Origin of the sequence: Gimesia aquarii (assembly GCF_007748195.1) — a bacterium.
Taxonomy (GTDB): Bacteria; Planctomycetota; Planctomycetia; order Planctomycetales; family Planctomycetaceae; genus Gimesia; species Gimesia aquarii.
The window spans coordinates 5,134,084-5,152,553 of the sequence record NZ_CP037920.1 but is presented as its reverse complement, the minus strand read 5'-3'; the positions used below and the strand labels follow the sequence as shown (position 1 = coordinate 5,152,553).

The window sequence follows — 18,470 nt, the reverse complement described above, 5'->3', positions numbered from 1 at the left end:
GATTGCAGAGACGTCATGAATATCTGTGAACACTTAACGGTATCGGCACAAATTTTTCCTGAGCGTGAAGCACTCGTATTTAATGGAATCCGTTTTACTTATGCTGAGCTTGAACACCTAAGCAGTCAGGCAGCCTGCTATTTGCAAGAGTTTGCAGTTCACCCTGGGGATCGAGTAGCAATTGCGCTACCGAATACACCCGCTTTTGTAGTCTGGTATTATGCGGTTTTGCGTGTCGGTGCGATTGCTGTTTCTGTGAGTACGCGGCTGACTCCTCAGGAAATTCGGTTTATTGTTGAAGATTGTACTGCAGTGGCACTGGTCGTCGTCGAATCCAAATCGGTCGATTTACAATCACAGATGCCAGCTTGTATGCAGCATTTGATTTCGGTTTCTGAGGCTGGTGATAAAATTTCCGATGAATTTCTCAGCGTCAGCGAATCAGGCCCCATTGACATTTATCCGACCAAACCAGACGATCCGGCAGTCATTCTCTACACATCTGGGACCACTGGTTTTCCCAAAGGGGCGACGTTGTCACATCAAAATGTACGGGCAACCGTGCACGCCTTTAACAATTTGTGTGGTTTAAATCAGGATGATCGCATTCTCTGTAGTGTGCCTTTATTCCATTGTTATGGTCAGAACGCGTTACTGAATTCTGGTTTCCATGCAGCGGCAACCATTGTATTACAGCAGCGTTTTGATTTGAATGAATCCAAATCCTTAATCATGGATGAAGGGGTGAATAAGCTGTTTGGTGTGCCAACCATGTTTCAATTACTCGAGGAAACATGCAGCCTCGAAGATTTAAAAAGCATTAACTATTGTTTCTCGGCCGCAACAACCTTACCACAAATTGTCGCTGAACGCTGGCAACAGAAATTCAAGATGCCGATCTACGAAGGCTATGGTTTAACCGAAACTGCACCTTTTGCCAGTTATAATCATCGTTTGAAATTTATCCCTGGATCAATTGGGTCTCCCGTTGATCTGGTTGAAATGAAAGTGGTTCATACTGAGACAGGTGAGACTTGTGTACCCGGAGAATTAGGAGAGATTGTGGTTCGTGGTCCCAATGTGATGCTGGGATATTGGAATCGTCCCGACGATACAGCGATTGCAATCCGCGATGGTTGGTTTCATTCTGGTGATATTGGGCGGATTGATGAGCAGGGTTACTTCTATATTGTCGACCGTGTAAAGGATATGATTTCAATCGCAGGGCTCAAAGTCTTTCCGGCAGAAGTTGAAAGAACCCTGCATGAACATGCCGCAATTTCAGATGTAGCAGTGGTTGGATTAGCAGATGCCATTTTGGGTGAGAAGGTTGTTGCGTTCATTGTGCTAGCCAAGGATCTTCAAACTGGTTCCGAAGTAACGCATACTGAGGTCCTTGAGCAGCTTCGTGAGTTCTGTCAGCAAAATCTTGCGAGCTATAAGATGCCCAAGCATTTATTGCTGATCGACGAATTGCCGCGGAATCCTTCGGGTAAAGTACTCAAGCGGGTTCTGCGCGAACAAGCAGAATCGATGATTACTGAAACGCAGCAAGAGATACAGCCCAAAACTGACATAGATGTTTCAGTATCAACGGAAGAGTCAGAGCGGGAAGCTGCGAAGCAGAAAGTTCACTCAGCCTGGGTGATGGAAATGCTAAAATCACATCCGGCGAATCGATTGCGTGAAATTACTTCCATGCTCCAACTGGATGTGCAACAGATGCTGCAGTTGGACGAACTACCGAATGCTGACGAACGTTTTATTGAAGCAGGCCTCGATTCTTTGTTGATTGTCGATTTGCAGGAACGGTTGAAACAAAGGCTCGGTCACGCTGTCGATTTACCAGCGACATTAGTATTCGATTATCCCAGCATTGCAGAATTGGCCGCTTTTTTGTCGTCAATTCTTGAAGAAATTCATTCCAACGACGATTCAGATCGCGAAACTTCTGGAAGCAGTGTGAGTCGTGAACAGACTGTCAAAATACCTCAAAAAGAAGGTGGTGGTGACATTTTGTTTACTGATAATCCCAGTGAAACATCCGATTTGGAAGCTGAAATTGAAGGGTTATCAGAGCAAGAGGCTTTAGAACAGCTGATTCGCGAATTGAAAAATTGAACTTCGATCCTAAGATCAATTGCGAATGGATAGAACCTCTGCTCCCGATCGCTTTATTTCCCTGTTTATCTAATTGCCGCAAACAACTAAGATTAGTGAACTAGGTCTTCCTCGTCTTCCCGGTACTTGTCGATCTGGGATTAGGTGGAATGAGACTAACATTCCTCAACGAGTGAAGTCGTCTCACTAATTATCGGAAATGTGTTCAATACGAGCCAGTATGAAATTATCTCCAAATAAACAGGCTTTACTGAAAATTCGGGAATTGAAGCAGGAGCTTGCTGCCGCGCAACATGCTCCCACTGAGGAGATTGCCATTGTTTCGATCGCCTGTCGTTTTCCCCAGACTTCGAGTAGTCCCGAACAGTTTTGGCAGAGCTTGATCGATCAACGCAACGAATTGAATGAAGTTCCCGATTCTCGCTGGGATTTAGCAGCCTTCCATTCCGAAAATCCAGAGACTCCAGGGAAAATGTATGCCCGCACGGGGGCCTTTCTGGATGAGATCGATTCATTTGATGCTGATTTTTTTGGCATTTCACCTCGTGAAGCGACTTGGGTTGATCCTCAGCAGCGGCTGCTGCTTGAGACCGGTTGGGAATCTCTGGAAAGAGCAGGTTGGACAACTGAGAAAATCGGGCCACGAACCGGTGTCTTCGTTGGTTGGATGCATAACGATTATCAGAATGAAGCCAGTGACTCATTTTTAAATTTGAATCCTTATATTGCCACCGGTGCCGCGGGAAGTTTTTTAAGTGGTCGTCTGGCTTATTATCTGGGACTCGAAGGTCCGAGTCTCGCTGTGGATACGGCGTGTTCTTCTTCATTAGTGGCTCTCCATCTGGCTTGTCTCAGTTTAACTCGAAAGGAATGCGATCAAGCACTGGCAGGGGGTGTCAATGTGATCGCTTCGCCCACGACTAACATTCTTACGTGTAAATTGAAAGCCTTGTCGCCGACCGGTGAATCGCGGGCTTTTGATGCGGGTGCCAACGGGTATGTGCGCGGCGAAGGTTGTGGCGTTGTCACATTGAAACGACTTCGAGATGCTGAGCGTGACGGAGATCCCATTTTAGCAGTCATCCGTGGTTCTGCCATTGGTCACAACGGTTTTAGTAGCGGGTTGACTGTTCCTAATCCGCGGGCACAAGAACGCGTGATTCAGGAAGCACTGAGAAGGGCGAAAATCAATCCGCATGATGTCGCTTATTTAGAAGCCCATGGGACAGGGACCGAACTAGGTGACCCGATTGAAATGCAGGCGGCTGTGGCGGCACTGGCGAAAGGGCGTAGCGAAGAAAATCCTCTATTGGTTGGTTCGGTCAAAACGAACATCGGGCACCTGGAAGCGGCAGCGGGCATGGCGGGGTTGATTAAAGTGTTGCTTGCGATGAAAAATCAGGCGATTCCACCGCAACTGAATTTTGAACAACCCAACCCGCATATTCCCTGGGATCAAATTCCGGTGAATATCGTCACTGAAACGACACCCTGGCCAAATGCATCACAACTGATTGCCGGCGTCAGCGCTTTCGGAATGAGTGGCACGAATGCCCATGTTGTGCTTACGAGTTATTCTCCAAGAACAACGAATCGTAATGGTCATCGGAATCATGCTATTAGTGAGCGTGCGCAGCATTTCAAAGAGACAAAGCATGAACAGCGAAAGGAGAAGCCTCAACTTCTGGTCATATCAGCCAAAACAGAGCAGGCATTACTGGAGCAGACAAACCAATATCGTAATTGGCTCACTCAGCATCATGAAGTTCCACTGGCAAGTATAGCACACACGGCGGGTGTCGGACGACGACACATGGAACAGCGCCTCGCGATGGTTGTTCACTCACATCAGAAAGCTGAACAGTTACTCGATCGAATTTACCGAAGTGATAATCAGCAAGGTGTTCACATCGGACAAGCACAGCCTTCATCAACAGTCGCCTGGCAATTTACGGGACAAGGCTCTCAGTATGTGGGGATGGCTGCCGAACTCTATGAGACACAGCCCCAGTTTCGAGCGGCCCTTGATGACTGTGAAGCAATGATGCAGGATTTATCGGGGCAATCTTTACTCGACGTACTTTGGCGGCAGGAAACACTCCTCAATCGAACCGAATGGACGCAGCCGGGACTATTTGCGATCCAAAGAGGCTTAGCGCAATTACTACTCAGTTGGGGATTGCGACCTAATGTTGTGCTGGGACATAGTGTGGGGCAATATGCGGCAGCCTGTGTGGCTGGTGTGATGGATTGGGAACAAGGTTTTCGTCTGATTTGTGAGCGGGGGCGATTGATTGGTGACCTCCCCACCGGTGGTTCTATGGCTGCTGTTTTTGCGGCTTATGAAAAAGTCGAGTCCATTGTAGCCGAATATCCGGGTGTTTCTGTTGCGGCTCAAAATGGTCTGCATACTGTTATCAGCGGTGAAACAGCGATTGTTGACGAGATAACTCAACAGTTTTCGGAAGAAGGCGTTCGCTGTAAAAAATTAAACACATCCCAAGCATTCCATTCCCATTTGATGGAACCGGCGTTGGAAGCATTCACACGTTTCGCTGATTCATTGGACTTTCAACCCGCCCGTATTCCTTTGATTTGTAATGTGACAGGTCAATTGATCGGAAACGAACAAATATTAGACGGAACCTATTGGGCCAATCATATCCGAAAACCGGTTCGTTATGCGGATAGCATTTCGAGCTTGCAGGAAATGCAAGCCAGTTTCCTACTTGAACTGGGACCTCAACCCGTGTTGACCGGTATGGCACGCTCGGTCTGGCATGGTAGTCAGTCTTCGCTTGCGTGTTGTTTAGACAAAAGTGTTGATGATGAGGTATCTTTGCTTGATGTCGTGGGCCAGGGGTATGTGCAGGGGATAACGCCTGATTTTAATCAACTGAATCCCAAACAATCTGATCAAAATCTACTGCTGCCGACTTATCCGTTTCAACGACAACGTTATTGGGGACCAGCCAAGCCGAAGGCCGCTCAGGCAATTTCACATTCAACACATCCTTTGCTTGGGGAAAAGTGCTCGCTGGCAGGGCTCACTGACGAAATACGATTTGAAAAAATTATCGAACCGGACAGTCCGCCCTGGTTAACCGACCACGAGGTCATGGGATCGATTGTATTTCCTGGCGCAGGCTTTATTGATCTTGCGTTAGCAGTACAACCAGCGATTGAATTGAAAGAGATCGTATTTGAGCAACCTTTGCGTCTTCAGGGACGAACCCGGATACAGTCTGTCTTACGTACAAACGATGAATCAGGCAAAAGCTTGCAAGTTTATGCGAGCCCGGAACAAACAGAGAACTGGACTCGATGTTTTCGATCCATGGTTGTGGAGTCAGAAGCCAGCCAGCCTCCGGCAATCAACTTACAGGACATTCTCACAAATCTGTCCGAAACAGCCGATGTCGATCAATTTTATGGCTTACTTGGCAGTCTGGAATTGAACTATGGTCCTGCGTTTCGAGTTGTCAAGTCGCTCAAATTTTCCACAGAATTTGTTGTAGCAGAATTGCAGACCATGGGTGACTTGCGGGGTTACACGATTCCGCCAACGCTACTCGACGGTGCTTTTCATTCTCTTGCCGCCGGCCTACTACGTGAAAATGCTGACGATTTATTTTTACCCGTCGGGATTGAGCGCGTGGTTTGTCACCGCGCGATGACAGAGGACGTGTTCAGTTTTGCGACGTGGACTGAACCGGAAGGGGATGTTCGATCTGCTGATATTTCATTGCTGGATCGACAGGGGACTGTCTTAGCTGAGATTAAAAACTTGACCGTCAAACGACTCGATCGTGCGTTGCTGCGACGAATGAGTGGCACCTCCGATACGCGCTTGTTATACGATTTGCAGTGGCAGAACTATCGTCTTCCTATGACGGAACTTGAACCGAAAAACTGGTTGATTATCAGTCAGGAACGAAATACTGCAACTGGGGCTGCTTCAGGTCATCAACTTCTCGCAGAGTCGATTCGAAACTTGATCTGCGAAAAGGGGCATCGGGCGGTTCATATCCAGTTGGCAACTACGGAAACACTCCAGGTAAATGCGGATGACTTTTACCAACTGAATGGTCAGTGTCAGCAACACTGGCAAGAGTTACTGCAGATACTTCGTGAGGATGAACACAAAGCCATTCCACAGGGGGTGGTCTGGTTAGCATGTGATTCGAGTGATGTCGAATCTGAATCGACGTTATCAACCTCGCGTTTGCATTTTCCGAGTTTGCTCGCGCTGTTTTCTGCTTGTCGGGTCGAGAAAGTCCAGGGATTTGAGTGCGGTTTTCAAATTGTGACCAGTAATAGTATTAGTCTTTCTGATGCATCATTGTCCGGGGAATCAAAAGCAGGAGAAGCTCAGCACGTTGATCCGATTCAATCTCAGTTCTGGGGCTTTGGTCGTGCGTTAGGAGCAGAGCATCCTGAATTCCATTGTCGCCTGGTTGACGTTAATCGCAATGATCTTTCTGAAGGTAACGAGCAAGCTGAATCAGTGGCTGAATACATCTTGAATGACACGGTCGAAAATCAAATCGTGATTCGATCCAACCGGTATTATGTACCGCGATTGCAGCAAACGCGTTTGACTTCGATCGATGAAATTGAATTTCCAATTGACTCGCAGGGGAGTTATCTCATTACCGGTGGACTCGGAATGCTCGGACGACAGGCCGGGCTTTGGTTGGCAAAGAAAGGAGCCTCGCATGTGGTGTTGGTGTCGCGTCGCCCACCGAGCGAATCGACATTGGAACTGGTCAATGAGATTGAGAAGTTAGGTTGCCGTACCGTCATTCATCAAGCCGATTCCAGTTTGCGTAAGGATATGGAACAACTTTGTAACAAATTTGGTACAGACTGGCCTGTGCTCAAAGGTGTGATTCATGCAGCCGGTGTACTCGACGATGGTTTGATTGCCGATCAGACCTGGGAACGATTTGAGAAAGTCCTGGAGCCAAAGGTTCTGGGCGCGAGTTTGCTCGATGAATTAACACGTGATTTCGACCTCGATTTCTTTGTGTTGTATTCTTCGGCTGCGTCGTTGTTAGGATCACCGGGGCAAACAAATTACGCAGCCGCAAATGGGTTCCTGGATGGTTTGGCCGATCGCCGTCGACAACAGGGACTGCCTGCTATCAGTCTCAACTGGGGCCCCTGGACGGAAGGAATGGCCGATAATGAGTTGATTGTCAAACGCCTCGCTCTTCAGGGGATTACTCCGTTAACCGTTGATGATGCCCATCATGTTCTGGAAAAGGCGGTTCGAGCCAGTTTGCAACAGGCACTTGTGTTAGACGTTGATTGGAAACGGATGGGCGGCGGTTCCGAATCGCCTCCCTTGTTTGAGAAATTATCCGCAGCCTCGCAGAAATCGAAGGCGGGCGATTCAGAGATGGTCGGAAAGTTAAAAACATTACAAGGTTCTGCGCGACAAAAACTGTTAATAGAGACGATTCAGAACCAGTTTCAGCAAATTTTGTCAACACCTGAACCGCCTGAGATTGATCGGCCTCTGATCGAGATGGGCATGGATTCCTTGATGGCGGTGGAATTCAGTATGCAACTGCAATCGATGCTGGGCGACGATTACGTCGTCTCCCAAACGATGTTATTCGATCATCCGACAATCACCGCGATCGCTGACCATGTCCTGGGCATGATCGACGAAGCGGCTGAAGCAAATTCCTCCGATGTTGAAACAGGATTACCAGCAGCGAGTGATGAATCAGTCTCGATCTCTGTTTCTGCAGATCAAATTGCCCGCGATGATATTGCTATTATCGGCATGAGTTGTCGTTTTCCCGGTGCAAAAGATGTTAATGAGTTTTGGGAGAACTTGCTGGCCGGAGTTGATTCGGTGCGAGAAGTTCCCTCTGATCGTTGGGATGTAGAGGCATTTTACAGTCCCAATCGAGAACCAGGTAAGATGTATACCAGGGAAGGCGGATTCCTGGATGACATCGATTGTTTCGATGCCGACTTTTTTGGTATCTCGCATGAAGAAGCGTGCTGGCTTGATCCTCAGCATCGGTTGTTGCTCGAAAATTGTTGGACCGCGCTCGAGGATGCAGGGGTGAAGCCATACCCGCTGCAGGATTCCAATGTAGGCGTCTTTATGGGGATTATGTCCTCAGACTATGCCTCGTTATCGACGTTGGAAAACCACGATATTCTAGCGGATTTCCAGGGAGCCGGTTTTTCCCATAGTGCGGGTGTGGGACGCATCAGTTATTCATTCGGATTTGAAGGGCCGAGCCTGGCAATCGATACGGCGAGCAGCAGTTCGCTGGTTGCCGTGTGTCAGGCGATGCGAAGTTTACAGGAAGGTCATTGCAATCTGGCATTGGCGGGAGGCGTGAATGCCATTCTCACACCCTTCAACTCGCTGTTGATGGCCAAAACAGGTATGCTCTCACCAGATGGGCGCTGCAAATCATTTTCCGCCGGCGCTGATGGATTTGGACGCGGCGAAGGCTGTGGAGTCGTTGTCCTGAAGCGTTTATCAGATGCCGAACGGGATGGCGATCAAATTCTGGCAGTCGTACGTGGTGGGGCGATCAGCCATAATGGATTCAGCAGTAGTATCACGACTCCCAACAGCCGCTCTCAAAGTCGCTTGATTCAAGATGCCCTGCAGGACGCAAAGATCAGTCCGGCTCAGGTACAATACCTGGAAGCCCACGGAACGGGGACCGAGTATGGAGATCCGATGGAATTGACGGCTGCAGCTGCCGTCTTTGGGCGAGGACGAAATCAGAAAAATCGTTTGCTGGTTGGATCAGTAAAAGCCAATATTAGTCACCTGGAAGCAGCCGGGGGAATTTCTGGACTGATCAAAGCAGTACTGGCAATGCAGCATGGCGTGATTCCACAGCAATTACACTGCAAAGAACCGAGTCCCCATATCCCCTGGAAACGTCTGCCTCTCGATTTGGTACAAGAGCAGACTGTCTGGCCGGAAAGTGAAGAGCGGATCGCGGCTGTGACAGCGCTCGGATTAGCGGGCACGAACGCACATGTCATATTAAGTTCTCAACTAGAACATAGAGCACCCCATCAATTAACTGTTGTGGACCAGCCAGCTGATCCACCGGTTTCACTCTTAACAATGTCCGCGAATTCACTTTCAAGTTTACAGCAAACTGTTACAAGATATCATGATTGTCTGGTAGCTAACGAAGCGGTGAACCTCACTGATTTTTGCTACACAGCCGCAACGGGTCGACGCATTTTTGATAATCGAATTGGCATCATGGGAGCAACTCAGGCAGACATGGTCTCGCAATTGCAAGAGTTGGCAAAGGAATTGACAAGCGGTGAAGGGGATCATGCTCAGTTGAGTTTACAGCGTGAAGGTTTCTTGGCTGGCTATGCAAAAGAAACACCGAAACTGGGTTGGGTGTTTCATGATGCGAGTAAGCAGGAGTTGTTACAGTCGCGAATTCTCTATCAAGATCAATACCCGTTTCGTGAATTAGTTGATCGTATGAACGGAGTCTATCAAACGCTCACAAACTCTGGTTCAGACTCAGCGACTGATTTAATCAGCTGGTTTACCGACGAGTCAGTCGCAGGAAATACGATTGATCTGCCGCTTGATGTGATTCAATTTGTCTGTCAACTTGGTTTAGCCGAGGTATGGCAGACGTATGGAGTAGAATCTGATGTCGTGGCTGGTTTTGGAATCGGGCAATATTCAGCGGCCGTTTTTACTGGGATGATGAGTTCTGAGGAGGGCTTAAAACTGGTCGTCGAACGGAATCGGCTGTTGAAGAATCCGGGCATTCAATCGTCTTTGTCTAACATCGACGAAACTAAGTTTGACGAAGTCACAGTTACGGCATTGCAGCAGTTTGAAGAATTCGCCGATACACTGAACTATTTTCCTGCGAATCGTCTGATCTTAAATAGTTTGACTGGTCAAGCGGTTCCCATACAGCAATTACTGGCAGGGAGTTTCTGGCGAGAACATGCCGTCGCGAAGGACAATATTGCCGAAACGTTAGCGAGTTTTGTCGAAATGAAATGCGAATTGATTTTACAAATTGGAATCGGTCAAGCTGTTGAAGAAGTGAACGAAAAATGGTCGGCAGCACAAAGTTTGACTGTCTTGCCAAGTACGTTATCGAAAGACGAATCGCCTGGTTCGATCGTACCGACTTTGGCAAATTTATTTGTACGTGGCTGTTCACTGGATCTGTCGGCACCGTATGCCAGGCTGCAACCACGTAAAATGAGTTTACCGACTTCTCCCTTCGAGCGAAAACACCATTGGATTTCAGATTTAGTCCAAGCAGGGAGTACCGTAGAATGAACCAGACGAAAAGTGGAGAAAAGAATCTCAACATGGAAAAGGACCAATGTGATGTCGTGATCATCGGTGGGGGACTAGCTGGTTTGACACTCGCCAGACAGACGCTGATGCAGCGTCCTGAAACTTCGATCACAATTATTGAAAAGAAATCGTTTCCTGTTCCCGAAGCCTCACATAAGGTGGGGGAATCCACGGTTGAAATTGGAGCCCATTATTTAGGGGAACGACTCAACCTGAAAAAGCATTTAGCCGATCAGCATCTGCCAAAATTAGGTTTGCGGTTTTTCTTCAATCAGAATGACCAACCAATTTCAGCTGGTACGGAAGTAGGAACGAGCGAATTTTTTCCAGCGCCCGGATATCAGGTAGATCGGGGACGTTTGGAGAATTATCTTGCCGAGACGGTTCAGAAAATGGGAGCCGATTTAATCACAGATTCTTTTGTGCGTCAGATTGAAATGGCAACGGATACTGATTCGGCATCACATCGAATTGAATATGAACAGAATCATGTAGCCCACTCGCTCCAGTGTCGCTGGTTGATTGATGCCAGCGGTCGACAAAGTTTTTTGAAACGAAAATTAAATCTTTCCGAAGAAATTGATCATAATATTAATGCAGTCTGGTTTCGGTTGGATGCAGAGATTCGAGTTGATGAATGGTGTGATGAACCAGAGTGGGGGCAGCGCACAGGGCGGGTTCCTCGTCGCTGGTTGAGCACAAATCATTTATTAGGTTCTGGTTATTGGGTTTGGATTATTCCGTTGTCATCTGGTGCCACCAGTCTGGGAATTGTATTTGATCCTCGACTGCATCAACTCAATGAGTTAAATCGATTCGATAAGGCACTCGCGTGGTTACGTATTCACGAACCTGAATGTGCAGCGCGGCTGGAGCCACATCAGGATAAATTGAAAGATTTCATGGCCATGAAACAACTTGCTCGTGGGTGCCAGCAGGTCTTTTCTAAGGATCGCTGGGCATTAACGGGTGAAGCGGGTGTATTTCTTGATCCGTTTTATTCACCGGGTATCGATTATATCGCGATCGGTAACACAATGATTACTGAGTTGATCACGACTGATTTATCAACTCGACCGATTACCCATTTGGCGCCCGCGTTCCAAAGCATTTTTATGACATTGTTCCAGAACAATTTATTAGCATATCAGGAACAGTATCCCCTTTTCGGAAATCCACGAATTATGTCTTTGAAATATGTTTGGGATTATGCTTTGTATTGGAGCTTCCCAGCTTTGCTCTATTTTCAAGACAAACTGACCGAGCCGACGTTTATTCAGTCTTTGTCACGAGAGATTCAAGCGATGCGGGCATTGAACGTGCAGATGCAGCAGTTTTTTCGAGAGTGGCATGATCTGGAAGATGTTGCCATTATCGATGCGACATTTGTTGATCAACGATCCATCGAAATCTTGATTCAGTTGAATGGGGAATTGTCGGAGGAATTAGAAGACAAAGCGTTAAAAGCACGATTTACCAGGAATGTCGAGATTGTCAAAGACTTAATGTTAGAAATTACATCGCGAATTAGCTTGCAATATCCCGAACTGGCATCCTCAGCAGAGGAGGGACATTGCTCTCAAAACCGACTCGATCGAGTATTTGAAGCAATGAATTTATAGTCGCCAGATGGTTTACCATTTACATAATGATAATTGTTAATAACTGAAAAAAATGAATTCCGTTAGGGGAAAAGAATAATGGCGGCAACACAAAGTGATGTCACAATTTTAGGTGGCGGTTTGGCTGGGTTAGCTTTAGCGCTCCAGTGTCGTCAAAAATTGCCCAAGGCACAAATTACTGTGCTCGATAAAATGGCACATCCCGTACCTGAAGCGACTCATAAAGTGGGCGAATCGACGGTCGAGGTCGGTGCTTATTATTTTGCCGATGTACTCGGATTGAAACAGCATATCGTCGAAGAACAATTGCCCAAACTGGGTCTGCGTTTCTTTTTTCCATATGGCGATAATTCACGAATTGAGAAACGTTTGGAAATTGGGGGGACTCGATATGCGCCAGCGGCAAGCTATCAATTAGATCGCGGACGGTTTGAAAACTTTCTGGGAGAGCGCTGCCGAGAGCAGGGGATTGATTTTCTTGATCGTGCCGACATCAAGAAGCTACAAATCAATAAGTGGAATCGCAGACATGAGGTGACATACGCGCGTGATGAAATGACACAAACGGTCGCATCGCGTTGGGTGGTGGATGCCAGTGGTCGCCGCGCTTTGTTAAAACAACATTTGGGATTACAAAAACCGACAGACCAAAAATGTAATGCGGCCTGGTTTCGGATCGACGATCGGTTAAAAGTCGATGATTGGTCAGACGATCCAGATTGGCAATCCGGCCACGAGGGGAAGACTTCCCGCTGGTACAGCACGAACCATTTAATGGGCCAGGGTTATTGGGTCTGGTTGATTCCATTGGCATCGGGTTCGACGAGTATTGGGATTGTTGCTGAACAACAATTTCATCCACTTACAGAGATCAACACTTTAGAGAAATCTCTGGCCTGGCTGGAAAAAAATGAGCCGCAACTCGCAAGCCAGCTTCGAAAACAGAATGCTGAGGTTCAAGACTTCCTTGTCTATAAAAATTATTCCCGGGAATGTCAGCAAGTATTTTCAGGTCAGCGTTGGGGAATCACAGGCGAGGCCGGTTTTTTTCTGGATCCATTTTATTCTCCGGGTAGTGACTTCATCGCATTTGCAAACACTTTTTTGACCGATTTAATCTGGCGGGATTTAACCTGGCGAGGCCACCGTATCAGGGCATTCAGTTATGACCGGATCTTCAAAAAGTTTTTTCACGGCACGGCTGCCGTCTATCGCGATCAGTATCAGTTATTCGGCAATCCGCAGGTGATGCCTGTCAAAGTGATGTGGGATTATTTGATTTACTGGTCACTCTCCGGTTTCATTTTTATGCAGGAACGACTTTGTAACCATGCAATGTATATGCGAAATGTTTCCAAGTTGAACCGCTTGTCAGACTTGAATCATCAGATGCAAGACTACTTTCGGTTATGGCATCAAAAAATTCCGAGTCAGGAGATATCAGGCCTCGTCAATATTTCTAACTTACCTATTATACGAAATAAAAACGAAGCTTTAATCACTGAGTTAAACTGGTATGAGTTTGATAGACAGTTCTCTGCTAATTTAGCGCAAATGGAAACTTTGTATGCCGAAATTGTAAAACAGGTAGGTTTAACTCCAGCCTCACCGATCCCCATGGCAAAATCATCCTCGGTCATGAAAGATGCGTTCCGGGGAGTTTTTGATGTGATCTTTCCACAGAAAAAAGCAGAACAGGTTGATCCACCTGCACCCCTTACCGCAGGTCTGAAACTGAGTTGATTTCTCTATCGATTCTGCCTTTAATACAGTTATCGAATTTGTGAAATGCTGCTGATGCGGCCTGGAGCCATTTCATGAAATTTCCACATACTGTAACCAAGAGGTTGAAATGAGGTTCTGGCATTTGAGGGCATGTCGATGTGCAGACTCAGGTTTGTTTTGCTCTACCCAAGCCAGTACAGGGAATTTTGGTTTCTACAATATGATACAATGCGTGTTCCAACGGCTTTGCCTGATTTTCGGCATCCTTCTTCCATTTGGTTTATCTGCCTGTGATTCTCCCACGAGTGCCAATCGAACAACCTCAAAAAGCGAAGTAAGGCAAACTGAAACAATTGGCGTGAAAACGATCACGTTAAAACAAGATCAGATTCCCGATCTCATTGAACGGTTTTCTGGTTTGATCAAGCCGGTTCGTAGTAGTGATTTGAGCTTTATACAAGCGGGTAAGGTAGCAGAGGTGTTCATTGATGTCGGTTCAGCTGTAAAACAGGGCGAGATATTGGCACAATTAGATGATGAGCCTTTCCTCAAGAAAAAATTCAATTTGCAATCGCAATTAACGGCTGCCCAGGCTGACTTAAACTCGCTTAACCAACCAAAGACAGGCCAGAGTAGCGAGCAGATGGTGGCGAAAATCAATCAGTTGCGTAGCGAATTGGACCGACTTGAAACTGAAGTGAAGAACTCGCTTCCCTCGTCTGAAAATAGAGACAATCTCAATGAAAGATTGAAAAGTAGTGAAGAACAAATACAGACCTTGAATCAAAAATCACGTCAGCAAAAAATAACCGGTTTAACAGCACAGATTAAAGATTTAAGAGGACAATTACAGGAAGTTGATGCCACGATTGCAGCTTGTAATGTGACAGCTCCCTTTACAGGTGTGATCATCGACAAAATGATTGATCCGGGAAGCGTTGTTTCTCCAGGTCGAACTGTATTAAAGATTGCAAAGATCGATGCATACCGCGTGTGGGTTCGACTTCCAGCGGAAGTTGCTGAAACTCTCACACTGGGGCAGGAATTACCAATTGAACAAGATCAGCAAACCATTTTCGGGCAAGTTACAGCGATTCACCCTACGGTCGATGCCTTGACACAAACACGGACAGTGGTACTCCAGCCGCGTGACTCGAAGGCGGCCAATTCGTTTACTGCCGGAGAACGGGTTGATGTTTTATTCCCCACTGCGCAACAGCAATCAGGATTTTGGTTACCTGTTTCTGCATTGATGAAAGAAATTGCAGGGTTATGGTCTGTTTATCTGGTGGAGACGATAGAGGAAAAACCGACAATCGTGCGACGCTATGTAGAAGTGATTGACGTTGGTAATGATCGAGCTTTAGTACTTGGAAATTTACGCGAGGGCATGTCTGTTGTCGTCGAAGGACTCCATCGTATTGTACCCGGTCAAATTGTACGTCATGCAGAACAGAAAAAAACGAGATTGAAGGATAACAAAAAACCGGAGCAAGTGCCGAGCCTATGATTTCGACATTCTTTTATCGAAATCCACGGCTGTTGATTATGGCCTTGGTTTTAGTGGTTGCTTCTGGTGTAGCTGCTTTTTATAACTCACCTCGACTCGAAGATCCCGTGCTCTCCAGGCGTGTGGCGGTCGTGAGCATCAGCTATCCGGGAGCGGATACGGATCGTGTTGATTCATTAGTAACAACGAAAATCGAGCAGGCAATCCGAAGTATTGCTGAAATTAAAACGATTCAATCTCGATCACGACCTGGTGTCTCATTGATAAAAGTGGAACTTCGGGATTCTGTATCAAATATCCCTGAAGTCTGGTCGCGCGTACGAGATAAAATCGAACAGGCCAAATCTGATTTACCTGCACAAGCACTTTCGCCTGAGATTCGCATCGCTGAAATGAAATCCTATGCTGCGATGGTGGCGTTAAGCGCGAAATCTGGCGGTCCGGCAGATGCCTTCACTCTTAGAAGGATCGCGATTGATTTACAGGCCAGAATTGACCGACTGGCGGGTACGGAAACGACACGTATCTTCGGTGATCCCGGTGAAGAAGCTGTTGTTGAGGTGGACCTTGATAAGCTTGCATCGACGGGGTTGACTGTTGGGGCACTAGGTCAGCAAATTGAACAAAGTCAACCACGATTTCCTGCCGGTACACTCAAGCAAAACCAAATCGAACGTCCTATCACATATGGGGACAAGTTCGATTCATTAGCTGGTTTGAAAGAGACACTGATTAAGCCGGGAAGTGGTGGTGAATCGGTCAAGCTTTCCGATCTGGCTAATGTGTCAATTCAAACCGAAGCGAATCCAATCAATGCGACCTTGATTGATGGACAAGAGGCAATCGTAATATGTGCCTATGTACGTGATGACTATCGGGTTGATCTTTGGTCGGATCGTCTTGATCGCTTATTGCTGGGTTTAAAAAAACAATTACCCAAAAATGTTGAGTTAAGTGTGATCTTTTCTCAGCGACCATTTGTCGCGCTTCGTATGCAGGAACTACTCAGTAATCTATTGCTGGGAATGATTGCTGTCATGATTGTTATCATTGTGATGATGGATTGGCGAAGTGCGACAGTTATTGGATTGGCATTACCGCTGACGGCCTTGATCGTGCTAGCTGGGTTACGGATATTGAAAATTCCAATTCATCAAATGTCGATTACAGGAATTGTGATCGCACTGGGGTTATTGATCGATAACGCGATTGTGATGGTCGATGAATGCCGCCAGCGTATGCACTCCGGTTTGCCAATTTCGACTGCGATCGCGCAAGCTGTGCATCATTTGGCAATGCCATTATTGTGTTCAACACTAACAACGACACTCGCGTTTTTACCGATTGCGATGTTACCCGGTCCACCTGGCGAATTTGTAGGTACGATCGCAGTCAGTGTGATTCTCGCAATCAATGCCTCCTTACTGCTCGCTCTGACTATCGTTCCCGCATTACTTGGGATGATCTCTCGCAAGACTGACCAAAATGCTGAGCATGCAAAGCAGGTGACGGGATTATCAATTCCTTTGTTTTCAAAAATGTATCAACGTTCTATTTCCATTGTCTGCCAACATCCACTACTGGGATTGTTAGTGGGGATTGGGTTGCCAGTGCTGGGGTTTGTACAAACGAGCCAATTGCCCGAACAGTTTTTTCCGGCCTCAGATCGCAATCAGATACAAATTGAGGTCGAATTACCTGTGGGGACCTCACAGGAACAGACACGCAACGTTATCACATCTTTGAACGAACTAATCAGAAACGAACCTGGAGTACGTCATACGAATTGGTTTATGGGAGAAAGTGCTCCCAGTTTTTACTATAACATCGTACCTCGCCGACAGCATGCCACCTACTACGGTCAGGCATTTATTGATCTCGAACCCGGCATGAATACGCCTCGTTTTGTTCGTGACTTGCAAACTAAGTTGACCCAATCGAATCGTGATGCGCGAATTTTGGTCCGTCAACTGGAGCAGGGGCCACCAGTTGATGCCCCGATCGAGATTCTATTAAAAGGACCAGACCTGCGAGTTTTGGAACAACTTGGTTCTGAACTACGAAAAATTTTGAGCGAAACACCTGATGTGATATATACTCGGTCAGATTTGGGAGAAGTGACGACCAGTTTAGAACTCGATTTTGATAAAGACAAGCTGAACGCGGCGGGGCTGACTCAATCCGATATTGCCAGTCAACTTTATACAGCATTAGAAGGCTTCAAAGCAGGAACGATTCGGCATCGTGAGTTTGAAATTCCGGTCATTGTGCGGATTACTGATGCTGAGGAAATGGACCTTGATGAGTTACAGGGTTTAATCATTCAGCCAACAGGACCTCGGATGAATGCACGTGGGGAAATCATGGATTCCGAAGGTCCTCCACTGTCTGCAGTTTCCGACTTTCAACTCGATGCAGACATCTCTACGATCACACGCATCAATGGTGAGTATACTAACGAATTGAAAGCGTATATTACTGCAGGAAAATTACCAGCGGTTGTGTTAGCTGATTTTCGTTCGCGTTTAAAGCAATCGAGTTTCAAGCTTCCGCTTGGCTATACAATCGACTTTGCAGGCGAAACGGCAGCGAGAAATGAAGCGGTCACCAATTTGATCGCTGATGCTGTCATTTTAATTTCGCTGATGGTCTCAATCCTGGTGATCTCGTTTCGTTCGTTTCGAATCGCTTTTATTATTGCATCTGTGGCTGGTTTAGCCGTTGGTCTGGGTCCGGCTGCATTGTGGTATTTTGGCTATCCATTTGGATTCATGGCGATTCTCGGCACCATGGGATTGATGGGGCTTGCCGTCAACGATTCGATTGTGGTGATGGCCGGGATTCGGGCTGATCCTGATGCAAGTCGTGGTGATGTCGCAGCAATTGTAAATGTTGTAAATGGCTGCACCCGGCATGTGCTTTCAACTACGTTCACTACAATTGCGGGGTTCTTGCCTTTAATTCTCAGCGGTGGCGATTTTTGGCCACCCCTGGCAATCACCATTGCAGGTGGTGTGGGGGGAGCGACGCTCTTAGCCCTGTATTTCGTGCCGGCTGCTTATGTCTTGATGAAATTCCGCAATCGTTAATTTGTATCTCAATGTAAAATTGATTTCAATTTACAAAAGAATGATGATTGTGAGTT

The 18,470-nt window shown here is 46.8% G+C and carries 6 protein-coding genes; all 6 read left to right on the top strand.

The window, feature by feature from the left end:
• Positions 1 to 15: 15 nt before the first annotated feature.
• Positions 16 to 2,121: an AMP-binding protein gene (locus V144x_RS19825; protein ID WP_144987403.1), complete on the top strand. Its 2,106-nt coding sequence runs from the start codon at positions 16 to 18 to the stop codon at positions 2,119 to 2,121.
• 220 nt (positions 2,122 to 2,341) lie between these two features.
• Positions 2,342 to 10,447 (top strand): type I polyketide synthase, encoded by an 8,106-nt coding sequence (locus V144x_RS19820; RefSeq protein WP_197998540.1) that lies wholly within the window; start codon positions 2,342 to 2,344, stop codon positions 10,445 to 10,447.
• Positions 10,444 to 12,090: an NAD(P)/FAD-dependent oxidoreductase gene (locus V144x_RS19815; protein WP_144987399.1), complete on the top strand. Its 1,647-nt coding sequence runs from the start codon at positions 10,444 to 10,446 to the stop codon at positions 12,088 to 12,090. Before V144x_RS19820 ends, V144x_RS19815 begins: the two co-directional genes overlap by 4 nt.
• Positions 12,091 to 12,168: 78 nt before the next feature.
• A complete protein-coding gene (locus V144x_RS19810) occupies positions 12,169 to 13,833 on the top strand; it encodes an NAD(P)/FAD-dependent oxidoreductase (RefSeq protein ID WP_144987398.1) in 1,665 nt (554 codons plus the stop codon).
• A gap of 340 nt (positions 13,834 to 14,173) precedes the next feature.
• A complete protein-coding gene (locus V144x_RS19805) occupies positions 14,174 to 15,325 on the top strand; it encodes an efflux RND transporter periplasmic adaptor subunit (RefSeq protein ID WP_232102579.1) in 1,152 nt (383 codons plus the stop codon).
• Positions 15,322 to 18,414: an efflux RND transporter permease subunit gene (locus tag V144x_RS19800; protein ID WP_144987394.1), complete on the top strand. Its 3,093-nt coding sequence runs from the start codon at positions 15,322 to 15,324 to the stop codon at positions 18,412 to 18,414. The genes V144x_RS19805 and V144x_RS19800 overlap by 4 nt, the downstream gene beginning before the upstream one ends.
• Positions 18,415 to 18,470 lie beyond the last annotated feature (56 nt).

Bases quoted from the DNA above. Each gene is read 5' to 3' on its own strand.
- V144x_RS19825 (WP_144987403.1), top strand. From the start codon at position 16: ATGAATATCTGTGAACACTTAACGGTATCGGCACAAATTTTTCCTGAG.
- V144x_RS19820 (WP_197998540.1), top strand. From the start codon at position 2,342: ATGAAATTATCTCCAAATAAACAGGCTTTACTGAAAATTCGGGAATTG.
- V144x_RS19815 (WP_144987399.1), top strand. From the start codon at position 10,444: ATGAACCAGACGAAAAGTGGAGAAAAGAATCTCAACATGGAAAAGGAC.
- V144x_RS19810 (WP_144987398.1), top strand. From the start codon at position 12,169: ATGGCGGCAACACAAAGTGATGTCACAATTTTAGGTGGCGGTTTGGCT.
- V144x_RS19800 (WP_144987394.1), top strand. From the start codon at position 15,322: ATGATTTCGACATTCTTTTATCGAAATCCACGGCTGTTGATTATGGCC.